This is a genomic window from Spirillospora sp. NBC_01491, assembly GCF_036227065.1.
Taxonomy (GTDB): domain Bacteria; phylum Actinomycetota; class Actinomycetes; order Streptosporangiales; family Streptosporangiaceae; genus Spirillospora; species Spirillospora xylanilytica.
In genome coordinates this window covers 5,392,699-5,409,066 of sequence record NZ_CP109432.1, presented here as the reverse complement: position 1 = coordinate 5,409,066, position 16,368 = coordinate 5,392,699, and the positions used below count along the sequence as shown (strand labels likewise).

Genomic DNA, 16,368 nt, shown 5'->3' with positions numbered 1-16,368 from the left:
CTCAGAGGGCGGCGGGCGGCGCGTGGCGTTCGAGGGCGGCGACCCTGCCGTCCTCGAACGCCAGGTGCGCGACCCAGAACTCGCCCTTGCGCAGGCCCGGGTCCTCGGGGACCTCCTCGCCCGACTGGCCGCACAGCGCGGTGACGAGCTCGGCGACGATCTCACCGTGGGTGCAGACGAGGGCCGGGGCGCCGTCCGCGACCAGGTCGAGCAGCCGCGCGCGAGCGCGGTCCGGGGCGGTCTCGCCGATGGTGAACGCGCGGTCGGCGACGACGCCGGCGCAGATCAGCCGCGCGTACGGCAGAACGGTGCCGAGGCAGCGCACGGTCGCCGAGCTGATCACCCGCGCCGGGCCGAACGCGGCGAGCACCGCGGCCAGCCCGGACGCCTCGGTGCGGCCCCGCTCGTCGAGCGGGCGGAGCTCGTCGGCGTCCCCCCACCGGGCCTTCTCGCCCGCCGAGCCATGCCGGACGATCACCAGCGGGCGGGTGCGGAGCGGGCCCGCGGCGAACGCGCTCAGCAGGCCGGCGTCGTGCGGGTAGGTGAGCCGTCCGGCGGCGTCCGGCACCGGGAGCCAGGCGAGCTCGTCCACCTCGCTGTTCGGCGTGAACGCGGGCCCTGCGGCGACGGCGCCGCGCGCCGACCAGTAGTCGACCCGCTTGAGCCGGTCGTCCTTCGGATAGGTGCTGGTGGGCAGGCGGCGGCCGAGCCGGGTCGGCACCCCGGTCTCCTCCTCCACCTCGCGCACCGCGGCCAGCACGACGTGCTCGTCCTGCACGAGCTTGCCCTTGGGGAAGGACCAGTCGTCGTACCTGGGACGGTGGACGAGCGCGACCTCGGGCCCCCTGGCGCCGTCCCGCCACAGCACCGCGCCCGCCGCCCGGACGATCGTGTCCGGGGCGCGCGGCGGCGGCGGGTCAGCCATCGACGGTCCGCCAGCGCCGCGTCTTCACCAGGTGGCTCTGGATGTCGCGCGCCGCCCCGTCACCGCCCGCCCGGGGACGGCGCGTCCAGGCTCCGTCGGCGGCCAGGCACCACGCCTGGGTGCCCTCGTCCATGGCCAGGTCGATCAGGTCGATCAGGTCGGCGCGCTGCGCCCGGTCGGTCACGGTGACCAGGGCCTCCACCCGGCGGTCCAGGTTGCGGTGCATCAGGTCGGCGCTGCCGAGCCACACCTCGGGATCGCCGCCGTTCTCGAACGTGAACACCCGGGAGTGCTCCAGGAAGCGGCCGAGGACGCTGCGCACCCGGATCGTCTCCGACAGGCCCGGGACGCCCGGCCGCAGCGCGCAGATCCCGCGGACCCACACGTCCACCGGCACGCCCGCGCGCGACGCGCGGTAGAGCGCGTCGACGACGACCTCGTCGACCAGCGAGTTGCACTTCACCCGGATCCGGGCCGGACGGCCCGCGCGGCGGCCGTCGATCTCGCGCTCGATCCGCTGCACCAGGCCGGAGCGCAGGCTGTTGGGCGCCACCAGCAGCCGCTGGTAGGAGTTCTGCCGGGAGTAGCCGGTCAGGTGGTTGAACAGGGCGCTGACGTCCTCGCCGACCTGGGTGTCGGCGGTGAGCAGGCCGAAGTCCTCGTACTGCCGGGCCGTCTTGGGGTGGTAGTTGCCGGTGCCGATGTGGCAGTAGCGGCGCAGCACGCCGTCGGCGTCCTGCCGGACGACCATGGCGAGCTTGCAGTGCGTCTTGAGCCCCACGAACCCGTACACGACGTGGCAGCCGGCGTGCTCCAGCTTGCGCGCCCACGCGATGTTGGCGCGCTCGTCGAACCGGGCCTTGAGCTCGACCACCACCACGACCTGCTTGCCGGCCTCGGCGGCGTCGATCAGCGCGTCGACGATCGGCGAGTCGCCGCTGGTGCGGTAGAGCGTCTGCTTGATCGCCAGCACCCGCGGGTCGGCGGCGGCGTCCTCGACCAGCCGCTGCACGGTGGTGGTGAAGGAGTCGTAGGGGTGGTGGACGAGCACGTCGCGCTCACGGATCGCCGCGAAGATGCTCGCATCCGCCGGGATCGACTCCTTGGACGGGACGAAAGGGGGGTACTTCAGCTCCGGGCGGTCCAGGTCGGCGATGGCGGTCAGCCCGGCCAGGTCGAGCGGCCCGACCACCCGGTAGATCTGCCGTCCGTCGATGGCGAGCTCGGTGGTGAGCAGCTCCAGGACGCCCGGGGAGATGGAGTCCTCGACCTCCAGCCGGACCACCGGGCCGAACCGGCGGCGCAGCAGCTCGCGTTCGAGCGCCTGGAGCAGGCCCTCGCTGATGTCGTCGTCGATCTCCAGGTCCTGGTTGCGGGTGACCCGGAACGCGTGGTGCTCGACCACCTCCATCCCGACGAAGAGCTGGCCGAGGTGCGCCGCGATCACGTCCTCCAGCGGGGTGAACCGGTCGGAGGAGGCCTCGATGAACCGGGGCAGCAGCGGCGGCACCTTGACCCGGGCGAACATCGTCGCCTCGGTCTCCGGATCGCGGACGATCACCGCGAGGTTGAGCGACAGCCCGGAGATGTAGGGGAAGGGATGCGCGGAGTCGACCACCAGCGGGGTCAGCACCGGGTAGATCCGGTCGCGGAACAGCCGGCGCAGCCGCTCCTGCTCGGTCTCGGCGAGGTCGTCCCAGCGCAGGATGCCGATGCCCTCCTCGGCGAGGGCGGGCAGGACGTCGCCGCGGAAGCAGGCGGCGTGCCCCTGCATCAGCTCGTGCGCGACCTCGGCGGTGCGCTCCAGCACCTCGCGGGGCTGCCGCCCGCTGGCGGACTGGACGGCCAGGCCGGTCGCCATCCGGCGGGCGAGGCCGGCGACGCGCACCATGAAGAACTCGTCGAGGTTGCTCGCGAAGATCGACAGGAACCGGACCCGCTCCAGCAGCGGCAGGCCGGGATCCTCGGCGAGCTCCAGGACGCGCTGGTTGAACCGGAGCCAGCTCTCCTCCCGGTCCAGGAACCGGTCGTCGGGCAGTGCCTCCGCATTGCGAGGGATATGTCCCGGATTGACGGTCATAGTCGCGATATTCCCCGACCGAGATGAACGGACGACCAACGGGCGTGTTCTACCCAAGAGTCAGATACGTCCGATCATGCCCGGGGTTCCTGTTGATCACACGCGGGCCGGGTCGTCCGGTCAGACCGGCCGGGTCGGCTGGAGGAGCAGGCTCAGCACGGCCTCGTGGTCGTCGGCGGCGGCGCCGTCCTGCGCGTCCACCAGGTACCCGCCCACCCAGACGCGGAGCATGAGGTGCCCGCGCAGCACCGCGTCGGCGGGGCCGAACCCGAGGCCGCCCAGGCACTCCCCAACGTGCCGCAGCAGGCTCCGGTCGGCCCGCCGCACCGCGTCCGCCACCTGCTCGTCGTGCTGGGCCCACAGCCGCATGGCCCGGTCGATCGGCGCGACCTCGCGCGCGAGCGCCTGGACGCGGCGGAGCCGTTCGCGCGGGTCGGCGGTGCTGCCGAGCCGCAGCCCCAGCATCTCGTCGGTCCGCTCGTTCCCCCAGCGGTCGAGGATCGCCTGGACGAGGTCGGCCCGATCGTCGAAATGCCAGTAGAAGCTGCCCTTGGTCACGCCGAGCCGGGCGGCCAGCCCGTTGATCGCGATACCGCGCTCGCCGCTCCGCACCAGCTCGTCGTAGGCCGCCTCGACCCAGTCGCGGCGGGTGGTCCGCTTCGTGCTCATCAGACCAATGTTGTCGGATCCGGGTCCACGCCGAGGTCGACCTTCCCGAACAGCCCGTAGGTGGCGTCCAGATCGAACACGACGTGGCCCGAGATGGTGTTGATGTCGCGCTGGGCCCGCTGGAGCGGCGAGTCCAGGAACTGGATGCTCGCCCCGCCCGCCGCGCACAGCTCGTTGACGGCCGTCCGGGCGGTGCCGACGACGTGCCCCCCGGTGAGCCGCACCCACGCGCGGTCGGGAAGCCCGAACCGGCCGCCCGACGCGTACGTTCCGTCCAGTCGGGCGACGGCGTCGTCCAGCAGCAGGCGCGCGGCGGCCAGGTCGGCGGTGCTCTTGGCCAGGCGCATCTGGCCGCTCATCAGGTCACGCTGCCGCGCTCCCGTATAGGCGATGACGCGCTCCTGTAGACGGTCGCGAAACCGGGCGAGCGTCCCTTCGGCCGCCCCCAGCACGGGTGCCGCACCGGCCAGGACCAGGACGGGCACCATCGGCCAGCGCGCCGCCGGCTCGGCATGGTCGTCCGCCCCAGGGGTCGTCCCCTTGACGAAGTCGCGTAGCGGGACGGACCGGTGCGCGGGGACGAAGCGGTCGGTCACCTCCAGGTCGTTGCTGCCGGTGCCGCGCATCCCGCTGGTGTGCCAGACGTCGTGCACGGTGACGTCCTCGCGCGGGATCAGGAAGATCCGCGGCTCGACGGTCTCGCCCGCCGCGACGATGGCGTCGACCATGACCCACTCGGCGTGCGGGGCGCCGCTGCCCCAGGACCAGCGGCCGGTAACCCGGTGGCCGCCGTCCACCGGCTCGGCGGTGCCGGTGGGCGCGAGCGTGCACGGCGCGAACGTGTAGGGACGGTCCGCGAACACCTCGCGGCGCGCCTGCTCGGGGAACAGCGCGAGCATCCAGTTGTGCAGCGCGTAGACGGCCGTGACCCAGCCGGTGGAGGTGCAGCCCCGGCCGATCTCCCGGCAGGCGCCGACGAGGGCGTCCAGGCCGAGCCCGGCACCGCCCAGGGAACGCGGCACCAGGACGTCGAGCAGCCCGGCCCCGGCCAGGTCGGCGACGGTCTCGTCCGGCAGGCGGCGGGCGTCCTCGGCGTTCCTGGCGCGGTCGGCGAGCACCGGCGCGAGGTCCCGGGCGCGGCCCAGCAGGGCCTCTCCATACTCCATGGTACGGAGACAATACTCCTAGGTATGGTCCGTGCCCAGGGGTCCACGGCGGGAAGGGTTCGGAGGGGGAGGCTAGAGGGAGCCGGACCGGCCCGCGACCAGCCGGTGCCCGAGGCAGCCGGCCAGATCCCGCACGAACGCCTCCGACAGCGGCGGCCAGTTCCAGAACCGCAGGCCCAGCTCGGCGAACGCACACGGCACCGGCCAGCACCACTCGTTGAACCCCGCCCGCCGCGCGCAGCGGGCGCACGCCAGCGCCCCCGGGCCGCCCTCGTCCGCCCAGTCGCCGACCACCGGCGCCACCGCCTCGAACGGCAGCCAGGCGGCACAGTGGGGGCAGGCCACCCGGTCGCCCTCGCCGATCGGCCCGTAGAACGCGGTGCGGCCGACGTCGATCTCCAGCCCGTTCGGCCAGACGTCCGGGAATCCGCCGGGGCCGCCGCAGACGACCGACAGGTGGGCCGGGCCGGGCGCGTACCCGCCGGACACGTCGCCGAGGACGCACTCGGTCGGATCTCCCATCACGATCCCCGCGGCGGTGAGCCGGCCGAGGACCCGCCGGGCGAGGCCCCGGGCCTCCCCCGGATGCGCGTCGACGTCCGCGAGCCACCGGCTGCCGTCCACCATGCGCACACCCTAGGCGAACGCCAGGGAAAGGCCGGGAACGGCCATATACGGCCCGAAACTCCCTGGAATGGCCGCAGGGAGTAACGAACTGACCTCTATGGGGGATTCACGCCGGTACGAGCGGTGGGTACAACGAGACCGTGACCCCACACGAGCGTGCCCCGTCCTCCTCGCCCGCGGTGCTCTGGCCGCGCTGCTCCGTCGTGTACGGCTGCACGGGCCGGACCGCCGGGCCGTACGACGCCTGCCCGGCCCATCTGCGGCCCGAGCAGCTCGAACGGTTCCTCGGCGGGCTGCGGCCGGGGGCCGAGCTGGACCTGCGCGGCGCCACCGTGCCCCCCGGGCTGCTGGCGGCGCTGCTGGACGCGGTCACCGGCCCTGACAAGCGCCCCCATCTGGGACGCGCCCGCTTCGACGGCGCCGTCGTGCACGCCGACGCCCCGCTGCGCGCCGCGTGCTTCGAGGGCGACAGCTCGTTCGACGGGGCGTGCTTCATCGGCGGCGCCTCGTTCTTCGACGTGCGCTTCTTCGGCAACGTGTCCTTCCGGGGCGCGCGGTTCGCGGGCAACGCGACGTTCCACGGCGCCCGCTTCCACCGGCACGCCTCGTTCGAGGAGACCGTCTTCGCGGGGGACGCGCTGTTCGGCGAGGCCGCCTGGCACGCCGACGCCTCGTTCGCGCACGCGGTCTTCATGGGCGCGGCCTGCTTCGACAGGGCCCGGTTCGGACGGGACGCGGGGATGCAGGCCGTCTGCTTCGGCGGAGCGGTGTCGTTCCGCCGGGTCCAGGTCACCAGGCACCTGCGGTTCGAACGCACCCGGTTCCGCCACGACCTGTGGCTCGGCCCGCTCGTCGCCCGGCGCATCGACCTGGCGCACGTCCACGCGCACGGCGGCCTCCGCGTCGACGCCGCCGCACTGGAGGTCACCGCGCAGGCCATGACGGTACGGGCCGCTGCGGAGTTCAAGTTGCGCCACACCGAACTCGACCTGGAGAACTCGTCGTTCAAGGGCGCCGTACGAGTCCGTCCGCACACGCACCCCTTCCAGGGGCTCCCCGAACCGGCGTCCTGGGACGGCGACGACACCGTACGGGTCAACTCCCTGCGCGGGGTGACGGCGGAACGACTCGACCTCGCAGACGTCGACCTGAGCCGATGCCAATTCATCGGGTTGCAGCGCCCCGACCATCTCCGCATCGTCGAGGGCTGCTCGTTCGCCACCACCCCGCGCACGCGCCGGTGGCTCCCGTGGCGGGCCCCTAAGAGCCGCGCCGTACTGGCGGAGGACCCCGGCACCCGCGTCCCGCTGCACGGCCCTCTGGAAGACCCCGTGGGCGCCGCGCGACTGGAGACCCTCTACCGGCAGCTCGCCCAGGCGACCGCCGATTCCGACGGCGGACTGGCACGCGACTTCCGCTACTGCGCCCTGGAGATGCACCGGCGCGCGGAGCCCGTCCAGTGGCGCCGCTGGGGCCTGCACCTGCTCTGGATCACCTGCGGGTACGGGCTCCGGACGGGACGGCTGTTCGTCTGGCTCGCGGTCGTCGCGGTCCTCGTCTGCGGCACGGTCACCATCGCGCGGAGCGGGCGGAATCCGGTCGCCGCCCACCCCGGGACTCATATGCACACCCATGATCTCGTCCGCGCACATGTCCGCGGCCATGTCCGGGCCCACGCACCCGCACAGGACGGCACCACGCCTTAGAGCCGCTCCGGCGCCACGCCTTAGGACGCCCCCGAACCGGCCGGCGAAAAGGCGAGGGTCATTTTGTCAGACCCGCGGGTAATGATCCTTGTTATGAGCAGAGACATCCATCGAGGGTTGCAGTGCCCGCACTGCCGCACCCATCTCGCGCTCGTCCCCCTCCCCTCCGCCGCCGCCAATAACGCCGCCGCCACAAACCCACCCGAAGCCCCCACCACGGCCCCCCGCCCAATCCCCGGAACAGACCCGATGCCCCCCGCAAAGGCGACCCCTACTCCGGCCCCCGCCCAATCCCCCGGCCCTGCCCCGACTCCGGCTCCCGCCACGGGCCGCGCCGCGAACCCCGTCGCCACTCCCGCACCGACCATGGTCCTCCGCGAGGAATGGACTCCCCCACCCGTCGCCGAAGTGCTCGCCGTTTACGCGGGCCGTTCCAAGGACACCGCGACCGCCATGCGCGGCGCCGCGCGCGTCCGCGACAGCCTCGACCGTGCCCGCCTTGCCGCGAACCAACGACGTACGGCACAAAACGCCGCCAAGCGCTCCACCCAGCGGAGCGCCTGACTCCATCCATCCGGCCCGCACAAAGGCGGGACGGTCCCCGATCACGCGCGGGGACCGTCCCATTCCCTCCGCGGCCCCTATTCCGGCCGCCGGCCGCTCATCCGGGCATCGAGTCGGTCCAGTCGTTGGCGATGGTCGCCGCCGAACCCAACAGCGCCCCCGCGGGCAGGTGCGCGTAGACCCCGGCCGGCTTGACCACGATCGTCTCGTGGGCCAGCGCGTTCCCGGTCGCCGGATCGATGATCAGTCGCTGCTCCAGCACCCCGTTGGGCGTGCGCTCGGTGGTGGCGATGGCCGTCCCGGACCGGCCCTGCGCGTCGCGCACCTTGCCGATCGCCCGCACCGAGCCGAGCCCGGCCAGCATCCTGAAGGCCCCTGCCCGCACCCCAGGCGTGACCGGCAGGGATCCGTTGACCAGGCTCCCCGCGACCACGACCAGCCAGGCGTCGGACTTCATCGGCACGCTCGACGACTCGGTGTCGTGCCCGCTGTACCAGCGCAGCAGCTCGGCCTTGAGCCGCGCCGGATCGGTGGGAAGCGCGCGCAACTGCTTCATGCTGACGTTGCGTCCGAGCCAGTACAGCTTGCCGTCGGCGGGCACCGTCGCATTTCTGAGCGACGGCGATCCCTGCGCGACCTTGAACTCCGCCGTTTTCACCGCCTTCAGCTTGGGAGAAACGGGGACGCGCACTTTGAAGGTGCCGGGTGATCCGGCGCGCTTCCACGCGGCCACGTCAGCGGGGCGGGCCGGCTTCGCGCCGAGGTCCTGCTGCCTGACCCGCTGCTTCCCCCCGGGCTTGCCCGGCACCCATTCCTCCTCGCTGCTCAACGCGATGACCGTGTACGGGCCGGAGGGTGCGTCCACCAGGAACGATTGGCGGATGACGGTCTTGTGGTGCCAGAAAGCGCGGGCCTGTTCCGGCTGCCCTTCCGCCTTGTCCGCGGCTGCGAGCAGCACGGTGTTCGCGTTCAGCGTCACGCCGGCCTGGTCGCCGCCCGCCGCCGTCCCGGAGCCGGGGTGCGCGCCTTCCGACCCGCCGCCCGGCGCGACGACGACCGCCGCCGCCACCGCAGCCGCGGTCGCCGCGCCCGCCAAGCTCAGCCCCCATACGGGCCGGAACCGCCGCCGCTCTTGCACGGCGCCCCGGCCACGCTCCCGCTCCGGACCGGAGCCGGCGGCCATCGCCCGCGCCAGTTCGGCCTCACGGATCGCCCCGTCCACCTGCGCGTCGGGGTGCAGTTCCGCCGGACGAGCCTCCGCCAGGATGCGCAGCACGTCACCACTCATGACATCTCCTTACTCGTGATCCCCACCTGGGGGCGGACGGGAGGCGGCGCCACTGCACCGACCGCCACGGGGCCGACCGCGTTCGTCGGATCCCCCTCCGCGGCCCGCACGAGCCGGCGCCGCGCCCGGTGCAGCCGCACCCGCAGCGCGGCGGGCGAGCATCCGACGACGCGGGCGGCCTGGCGCGGCGTCAGCCCCTGCCAGGCGACGAGGATCAGGATCTCCCTGTCGCCCTCAGGCAGCGCCGCCATGGCGCGCAGCACTGCGAGCCGCTCGGCCACCTCTTCGGCGACGTCGCCCGGGGGCGGCGGCGCCCAGCGGGCCAGCTCCGCCGTGAAGGCCGCCCGCCTCGTCTCGGCCTTGTGGTCGTCGCGCAGCACATTGCGGGCCACGCCGAGCAGCCACGGCAGCGCCGGGTCCGGCACATCGCGCCGCCTCCGCCACGCGACCGCGAAGGTCTCGCTCACCACCTCGTCCGCGACCTGCCGTCCGGCGCGGCTGACGGCATACGCCCACACGCGCTGCCGACAGTCGTCGTAGATCGCGGTGAAGCGCTTCTCATCGGGGGCTTGATCTGCCACCGGCTGCTCCTCCGTCCGTCCCGGTCCATCCATCACCAGGAAGTGGCACGAACAGCCCCATCGTTACCGACGGATCTCACGTACCGGACGGCCGGCCGGCGGCCGGGGGCGATCAGCTACCGGGAACGGCGCCCGGATCGGGGCCGGAACCGGCGGCGGACCCGTCGCCGGGATCCGGGGCCAGCGTCAGCAGGCGTTGCAGCCCGCAGCGCTCGATGAGCGCGCGGACCTGGCTGGACGCGCCGGCCAGCAGCAGCACGCCGCCGCGGCTCCGGACCCGCTTCGCCGCGTAGACCAGGACGGACAGCCCGTACGAGTCGCAGAACGACACGCCGCTGAGATCGAGGGCGATCCGCGGGCGTCCGGGACCGTCCGGCCGGGGCCGTCCCAGCGTCTCGTCGACCATGGCGCGGACCGTCTCGGCCTGGGCGCAGTCGAGCTCGCCGTTCAGGTACAGGATCCGCCACGGCTCCGGGGCGGCGGAGCCGTCGTGGACGGAATCGATCTTCGGGTACAAGGCTTCCCGCAGCATTCAGAGACACTCCCCCCGCGTCGCCCCCACCCCTTCCCTCGATCACTCTGCGTAACCATCGTCGGACCGGCGTCCACCTCCATCCAATACCCGACTAATTCACCACACTTCCCCAGTGATAGCCATTTTCTCGGGTCAATGACAAATAACTCCCCATCGCCCGGGACCAGGCTTCGCCTTTCCCTGCTTTCGCCACATGGCCGGCTCCGATCCCGCTAATATCCCGCGAGTTGGAGACCTCAAATGTCCTCACCCGATGTCCCTATCGGGATGACATGACGCCTCTTGGAGGCATTCATGATTCACCCGGTGCGCATCCGCACCGCCGGCGCGCTGCTTCCGGTGGCCGCCGTGCTGCTGCTCGGCGGATGCGGTTCCTCGTCCCCCGACCAGGCCGCCGCCAAGGGGGCCGAGTCCGGCGGCGCGGGCCCGAGCCCGACGTCCGGCACGTCCCGGGCGCCCGAGGCCACCACGTTCGCCAACATCACCGGGGTGCCCAGGGACGACGCTCCGACCGCCGGCACCGACGGCCTGGTCGTGCACCCGGCCAAGGCCGAGCCGGTGCTCGACCGGCCCGACGGCCGCGCCGTCGCCACGCTCCCCGTCCAGCAGCTGCGCGGCCCGACCTGGGTCCCGGTCGTCGACCGCTCCGGCGACTGGCTGCGCGTCCTGCTGCCCAGCAAGCCCAACCAGGCCAGCGGCTGGATCTCCGGCAAGAGCGCGGGGCTGCGCACCGCGCACTCGCCCTACGTGGTCAAGGTCGAGGTGGGCCGGCGCCGGCTGACCCTGCTCAAGTCCGGGCACCAGGTGGGCCGCTGGTCCGTCGCGGTCGGCGGCGGACGCACCCCGACCCCGGCCGGACGGACGTTCCTGCTGGCCAACCTGGCACCGGAGAAGCGGACTCCCAGTCCGCTGGTCCTCCCGCTCGGCACCCATTCAGCGACCCTCGACTCGTTCGGCGGGGGGCCCGGCACCGTGGCCCTGCACGGCTGGCCCGACTCGTCGGTCTTCGGAAGGGCCGTCACGCACGGCTGCGTGCGGGTGCCCCCGGAGGCGCTGCGGGAATTGTCCCGGGTGCCACTCGGAAGCCTCGTATACATCAAGGGCTGAGCGGCACCACGCCGCTCGAATCCCCCATTCTCATCGGGTACACCGATTTCACCAATGGAGTAAACGCATGCGCTCGACGAATGTCTCCAGGCGCGCGGTCAAGGCGGGTCTCATCGCCACCGCCGCCGGCCTGATCGCCACCGGCCTGGCCGCCGCCGTACCGACCGCCGCGGGCGCCGCGCCGCGCCCGCAGGGATCTGCGTGGGGGCTGGCCGCCAGCGGGCTGCTCGACCTGGCGCCGATGCCGGTCGTCTCGTCCGCCGACAAGGAGACCAGCAAGAACCTGCTGCACCTCGGCGACGCCAAGCTGGTCAAGGCCGACGCGGTCGACGTCAAGGCGGCCCCGACCAACGCCCGGTCGACCGTCGCCGGGCTCGGCGTCGCGCCGGCCAAGCTGACCGCCGACGCCGTCGACGCCAAGTGCGAGAACGGCAAGGGCTCGACCCGCCTGGCGCGCGCCGTCCTCGGCGGCCGGACCCTTCAGGCCGCCCCGCCGCCCAACACCACCATCCCGGTCGACATCGACGGCGTCGGCCGTACCTCGCTGACCCTCAACAAGCAGGAGCGGCTGGCCAACGGCAAGCTCGCCGTCACGGGCATGGAGCTCAAGCTGCCGGTCGCCAAGGGCTCGACCGTCCGGGTCTCCTCCGCCACCTGCGGTCAGGCCGCCCGCCACGCGGAGAAGCCGAACAAGCCGACCGGGCCGTCCGCGCCGAAGCCCGCCGGCGAGGCGCCCGCGCCGACCCCGGTGCGCAACGACCTGCCGGTCACCGGCTGAGCCGGGCACCACGACGACGGCCCGGCCCCGGGGAGACCTTCTCTCCCCGGGGCCGGGCCGTTCCGTCCTCCCGCCGGCTATCCGGCCAGCGACTTCTCGAAATGCACGACCGCGCCGTCCTCGTGCGCGCGGTCGCTGATGTGCAGGCCCTCGGTGTACTCGCGGATCAGCCGCAGGCCCCTGCCGTTCTCGTCGCTCAGCAGCGCCTCGGCGCCGAGCCAGCCGCCCGGATCGCCGTCGACCCGGCCGCCCTGGCCGCCGTCGATGACCTCCACGACACAGCGCACGCCGTCCATGCGCGCCCGCACCTCGTACTGCCGGCTGGCGACCGCGTGCTGGATGACGTTCGCGCACGCCTCGCCCAGCGCGAGAGCGATATCGGCGCGGATCTCGGAGGTCACACCGAGACCACGGAGGGACGCGTCGAGCGTGTGCCGCACCAGCGGCGCGCTCTCGGCGTTCCTGGGCAACGTCATTTCTATGACGACCTCCATGTGACCGCCCCCGTTCCCTCGTTACGGGCAGACTTCCCGGCGCCGCGCGGCGGAAACACTTCAGGCCGGCAATGTGACGAAGTCCCCATACCCGTGTGCCCGGGAACGCGGACGAAACCGGCAGCGTGCGGGCCATTTCACGATGGTGCCGATGTGCGGGACGGCTTCCCCGGAGAACGCCCGCGGGGGGCGAATGGAATGCGATTCCCCGGTGACGGTCCGTGATTCTTCGGCAGTTCCGGGAGCTGGATCGGCGGTGCCCCGGGTCGCGTCCCGCTCGCGCGGCGGCGTGCCGAGCGGGGTGACCGCTATGACCGGTCCCCTCACGGTTGTACCCGCCGCGCGGCGGACTGACGCGGTCCGGGCGGCGAGGCGGGTCAGCGGTAGATCTTGGCGGCGCGGACGGCGAGAGCGGCGAGGGCGGCGGCGTGATGGCCGGCGCTCGCCGGGGCGCCGCGGTCCGCGCTCAGCGGGACTCCTCGGCGCGGCATTCCAGCTGGTCGTCCACGGCGCGCAGCAGCGCGTAGTCCGGGCAGGTCCCGGCCATGAGAGCGCAGCGCAGGGACGCGAGTTCGATCAGGTCCAGCTCCGCCAGCCGCTTCGCCATCCAGACGTGCTGCACACCGGACGGCGCCGCGGCTTGGGTCGGCAGGTCGTAGGTCATGACGCCTTCGGAGCGGATGCGATGCCGGATGTGCGGTCAGCGCCCGGAGCCGCGGCCCGCGGGCGGCTTCAAGGTCGCGAAGACCGCGATGCGGTGCGCGCTCGACCCCTTCGGGTAGCAGCTGATCAGCGTGGCCACGGCCCGTTTCGGGCGGACGCCGCGCTCGAAGGGCACCGGGGCGAGGACGCTGAAGTCCCCCGGCGCGATGATCCGCGAGGCGTACACCCGGTAGACGTAGGACCGCGATCCGGACCGGAAGACCACCCGGTCCCCCTTCCGGAGCCGGTCGATGGCGTCGAAGGGCGCGGGGGCGGAGGTGCGGTGCCCGAGGAACACCGCGTTGCCCGTCCGTCCCGGCAGTGCCGTTCCCGGGTAGTGGCCGACGCCGCGGGTGAGCACGCGTGCCGCCACGCCCTCCCGGACAGTCGACGTCAAGCCCATCCTGGCGATGGTCAGCCGGCCGAGCCCGGCACCGGGCGCCACGGCGGCGGTCTCGGCCCTGGCGGGGACGGCGTCCGCCCCGCCGGGCACGGCCAGCGACCAGGCCGTCGTGGCGGCGACACCGGCCGCCATCGCGCGCAGCGCGGTCGAAGACAACGAGATCGGCTTCATCGGTTCCTCTCGGTGAACGAAACGGGGGGCGGCGCACCAAGGCGGTGCGCCGCCCCCTGGGTCACGTGCTGGGACGTGGGGCCGGCCGGAAGTCGGCCCCTGCGGCCCGGCCCGGCCGCTCATCTCCCCCTGCCGCCGACCGGTCGTGTGCAGGACGGCAGGGTGGATCGGGAACGGTCATCTCGGGCCGGTGCCGCGCCCGTTCAGCGGTTGTTCGGGGTCCCCGGCACGTTCACCGGCACGCCCTTGATCAGCGGCGCCTGCGCGCGCGGGCCGGCCGACTTCTGGCCGTCGGCGCCCGGCAGCCCGGCGGACTTGACCAGGTCCGTCATCGTCCTGGTCGGGTTCGTCGCCTGGCCCTTGTCGGCCGGAGCGTTCTGGCCCGCCGGGGCGCTCTGCTTCGCCGGGGCGTTCTGGGTCTCCGGCAGTTCGACGCCCAGCGAACGGAGCAGGTCCGCCACCGCCTTCGAGCTGTCGGACGCGGGAAGGTCACGGCTCTTGGCGGGCGCGCCGGCGGTGGACTTCCGCAGGGTGGACGGCAGGTGGTGGTGGCGGTGACGGGGCTTGCCCTTCTCGCCGGTCACGTTCTTGACGGTCGCGTTGCCCTCGCACTCGCCCTTCGCGGCGCCGAGCACCGCGATCCCGTTGCCGCACAGGTTGATCGGCACGCTGATCGGCAGGTAGATCTGGTTGCCGCCCAGGATGCTGCCGTCACCGGACGTCTCCCAGCCGCCGGACTGCCTGCCGCCGGAGTGGTGCCCGCGCGGCTTGTGGGCGCCGGGCTTGTGCCCGCCCTTGTGCCCGCCGGAGTGGTGCCCGCCGCCCTTCTTGATGTTGGTGACGGTCGCCGACCCCTTGCACTTGCCCTTGGCGGTTCCGGCGACGGCGACGCCGTTCCCGCAGGCGTTGACCGGCACGGAGATCGGGGCCTCGATCTGGTTGCCGCCGAGGATGGAGCCCCGGCCGGACGTCTTCTTCTTGCCGCCGCCCTTCTTGATGTTGGTGACGGTCGCCGATCCCTTGCCCTTCCCCTCGCCCGCGCCGAGTACCCCGACGCCGTTGCCGGTGGCGTTGACCGGCACGGAGATCGGGGCCTCGATCTGGTTGCCGCCGAGGATGGAGCCGTCGCCGTTGGTGGTGTCGGCGGTGGCGATGCCGGAGCCGAAGCCGGCGCCGATCGCGACGAAGCCCGCCGCCAGCAGCGCGGCACGGCCCGTGTTCTTTGCCCAGGTACGCATCTGTATTTCTCCTGTTTTCTCGGAATTCGGTGTGACTTGGATGATCGAAGGCCGCCCGGCGGTTCGCCCGTGCGTGCGGCCCGCAATGGCGTGGATGCCATTGCTGCGAGAAAGGTCATTGGGGTCCGGAGAGATCCGGAGGAGCCGGAAGGCGCGGCTGAAGCCGGGCGGCCTGGACGGCTCGGACGCCGGGGCGGGCCGACGGAGCGGCGCAGGCCCGGCTGAGGGTGCTAGTCGGGGACGATGACCGGCGACGCGGCCGTGGACCTGTCGCGCAGCGCCGTCCGGTAGAAGGCCCGCACGTCCGAGGCGGGAGCGGCGCGGTCCTCTTCGCCGGAGATCACTCCGACAGCGCAGCCGCCGCAGTGGGCGCCCGACAGGAAGGCCGGGTCGGAGTTCGCAGGCCCGTCGGGCAGGCGCGGTTCGCGCGGCCCGGCGGGCAGCCGCTCGGCCTTGGTCTTGGACGGGGGACGGACCGCGGCGTGCGAGCCCTTCCCGTGTGAGGGCCCGGCGACCGGCCCGGCGGCCCGCCGCGCGGAACCCGCCTGGGCGGACGGCACGGTGGGCCCGTCCGCCTGGACGGTGGCGGAGAGATCCCCGCCGTCCGGGACGGCGGTGGAGGCGGCGCCGGCGTCCGGCGCGGGCAGCAAGTGCGGGGAATGCGGGACGAGCGGGGAGACCGTGTCCGCGGTGCGCTCGGGAAGGCCGCCGAGCAGTTCGACCGCCGGACGCGCCGTCCGCGCCACGGCGGGAACGGTCTCGCCGAGCCGCGGCAGGCGGACCCGGTCGCCGGTGAGCCCGCGCGTGACGGACCTGGTCAGGCGGTCGGCATCGCCGGAGCGGCGGGCGGCCTCGGCCCCCACGCCCTCGGGCACCCGGCCGAGTCCGGCCGAGGCGGCCTTCGCCGGACGGGCGACGCCGTCGGGAACCACGCCCACGTGCGAGAGAAGGCCCCCGGCCGAGCCGCCGGCGCCCGAGCCCTTGCTACCCGCCCCCGGTGCCTCCGGGGACGGCGCGGACGCGGACGCGGTGGACGCGGACTGGGTCAGGGCCGTGGTGATCAGCCACCCGGCCAGCGCCAGGCCGGCGACGGCGGCGACGCGCAGCAGCGCGGCGGCGAGTTCAGGGCAGAAGCGATCCCGTGGACGACATGTCGTCCCCCGCTGGATCGGCTTGGCCCGCATGGGTGGGAACTCCCTGACGATTCGGAAGATCGGAACATCGGAAGATCGGAAGATCGGAAGATCGGAAGATCGGAAGATCGGAAGATCGGAAGATCGGAAGATCGGAAGATCGGAAGATCGGATTCGCCCGCCGGTGGACCGCCGGACCAC

At 73.2% G+C, this 16,368-nt stretch carries 16 protein-coding genes; 3 read left to right on the top strand and 13 right to left on the bottom strand.

What is annotated here, in order from left to right:
- Nucleotide 1: 1 nt before the first annotated feature.
- From OHA34_RS25265 to OHA34_RS25245, 5 genes are all read right to left on the bottom strand, one after another.
- The gene (locus tag OHA34_RS25265; protein WP_329519104.1) at nucleotides 2-925 is read right to left on the bottom strand and encodes an NUDIX hydrolase; all 924 of its coding nucleotides are present in this window, start codon (nucleotides 923-925) and stop codon (nucleotides 2-4) included.
- Nucleotides 918-3,005, bottom strand: a complete 2,088-nt coding sequence (locus OHA34_RS25260; RefSeq protein WP_285939145.1) for an RNA degradosome polyphosphate kinase — start codon at nucleotides 3,003-3,005, stop codon at nucleotides 918-920. Before OHA34_RS25260 ends, OHA34_RS25265 begins: the two co-directional genes overlap by 8 nt.
- A gap of 120 nt (nucleotides 3,006-3,125) precedes the next feature.
- Nucleotides 3,126-3,674 (bottom strand): TetR/AcrR family transcriptional regulator, encoded by a 549-nt coding sequence (locus tag OHA34_RS25255; protein ID WP_329519103.1) that lies wholly within the window; start codon nucleotides 3,672-3,674, stop codon nucleotides 3,126-3,128.
- Nucleotides 3,674-4,840 (bottom strand): acyl-CoA dehydrogenase family protein, encoded by a 1,167-nt coding sequence (locus OHA34_RS25250; RefSeq protein WP_329519102.1) that lies wholly within the window; start codon nucleotides 4,838-4,840, stop codon nucleotides 3,674-3,676. Before OHA34_RS25250 ends, OHA34_RS25255 begins: the two co-directional genes overlap by 1 nt.
- 72 nt (nucleotides 4,841-4,912) lie before the next feature.
- A complete protein-coding gene (locus OHA34_RS25245; protein WP_329519101.1) occupies nucleotides 4,913-5,467 on the bottom strand; it encodes a hypothetical protein in 555 nt (184 codons plus the stop codon).
- A 140-nt stretch (nucleotides 5,468-5,607) separates the two neighbouring features.
- Here OHA34_RS25245 and OHA34_RS25240 point away from each other — a divergent pair, with 140 nt between their 5' ends.
- Nucleotides 5,608-7,173: a pentapeptide repeat-containing protein gene (locus tag OHA34_RS25240; RefSeq protein WP_329519100.1), complete on the top strand. Its 1,566-nt coding sequence runs from the start codon at nucleotides 5,608-5,610 to the stop codon at nucleotides 7,171-7,173.
- A 661-nt stretch (nucleotides 7,174-7,834) separates the two neighbouring features.
- Here the strand turns inward: OHA34_RS25240 and OHA34_RS25235 are convergent.
- From OHA34_RS25235 to OHA34_RS25225, 3 genes are all read right to left on the bottom strand, one after another.
- Nucleotides 7,835-9,025, bottom strand: a complete 1,191-nt coding sequence (locus OHA34_RS25235; RefSeq protein ID WP_285939151.1) for a CU044_5270 family protein — start codon at nucleotides 9,023-9,025, stop codon at nucleotides 7,835-7,837.
- Entirely contained in the window at nucleotides 9,022-9,606 is a 585-nt protein-coding gene (locus OHA34_RS25230) for an RNA polymerase sigma factor (protein ID WP_285939152.1), read from the bottom strand. Before OHA34_RS25230 ends, OHA34_RS25235 begins: the two co-directional genes overlap by 4 nt.
- A 112-nt stretch (nucleotides 9,607-9,718) precedes the next feature.
- Nucleotides 9,719-10,138 carry an STAS domain-containing protein gene (locus OHA34_RS25225; RefSeq protein ID WP_329519099.1) on the bottom strand — a complete coding sequence of 140 codons (420 nt, stop codon included), beginning with the start codon at nucleotides 10,136-10,138 and terminating at the stop codon, nucleotides 9,719-9,721.
- Between the two features lie 309 nt (nucleotides 10,139-10,447).
- Here OHA34_RS25225 and OHA34_RS25220 point away from each other — a divergent pair, with 309 nt between their 5' ends.
- The gene (locus OHA34_RS25220; RefSeq protein WP_285939155.1) at nucleotides 10,448-11,248 is read left to right on the top strand and encodes a L,D-transpeptidase; all 801 of its coding nucleotides are present in this window, start codon (nucleotides 10,448-10,450) and stop codon (nucleotides 11,246-11,248) included.
- A gap of 67 nt (nucleotides 11,249-11,315) precedes the next feature.
- Nucleotides 11,316-12,026, top strand: a complete 711-nt coding sequence (locus tag OHA34_RS25215; RefSeq protein WP_329519098.1) for a choice-of-anchor P family protein — start codon at nucleotides 11,316-11,318, stop codon at nucleotides 12,024-12,026.
- A gap of 77 nt (nucleotides 12,027-12,103) precedes the next feature.
- On the opposite strand, the gene OHA34_RS25210 is transcribed toward OHA34_RS25215, so the two are convergent.
- The 5 genes from OHA34_RS25210 to OHA34_RS25190 all read right to left on the bottom strand — a co-directional run bounded on the left by OHA34_RS25210 (nucleotide 12,104) and on the right by OHA34_RS25190 (nucleotide 16,218).
- Nucleotides 12,104-12,502, bottom strand: a complete 399-nt coding sequence (locus OHA34_RS25210; protein WP_285939158.1) for an ATP-binding protein — start codon at nucleotides 12,500-12,502, stop codon at nucleotides 12,104-12,106.
- 484 nt (nucleotides 12,503-12,986) lie between these two features.
- Nucleotides 12,987-13,184, bottom strand: coding sequence for a hypothetical protein (locus OHA34_RS25205; RefSeq protein ID WP_285939160.1), 198 nt, complete (start codon nucleotides 13,182-13,184; stop codon nucleotides 12,987-12,989).
- A gap of 36 nt (nucleotides 13,185-13,220) precedes the next feature.
- Nucleotides 13,221-13,796, bottom strand: coding sequence for a class E sortase (locus OHA34_RS25200; RefSeq protein WP_285939161.1), 576 nt, complete (start codon nucleotides 13,794-13,796; stop codon nucleotides 13,221-13,223).
- Nucleotides 13,797-13,999: 203 nt separating this feature from the next.
- Complete coding sequence (locus OHA34_RS25195) at nucleotides 14,000-15,034, bottom strand: chaplin family protein (protein WP_329519097.1); 1,035 nt, start codon at nucleotides 15,032-15,034, stop codon at nucleotides 14,000-14,002.
- Between the two features lie 230 nt (nucleotides 15,035-15,264).
- A complete protein-coding gene (locus OHA34_RS25190; protein WP_285939165.1) occupies nucleotides 15,265-16,218 on the bottom strand; it encodes a hypothetical protein in 954 nt (317 codons plus the stop codon).
- Nucleotides 16,219-16,368 lie beyond the last annotated feature (150 nt).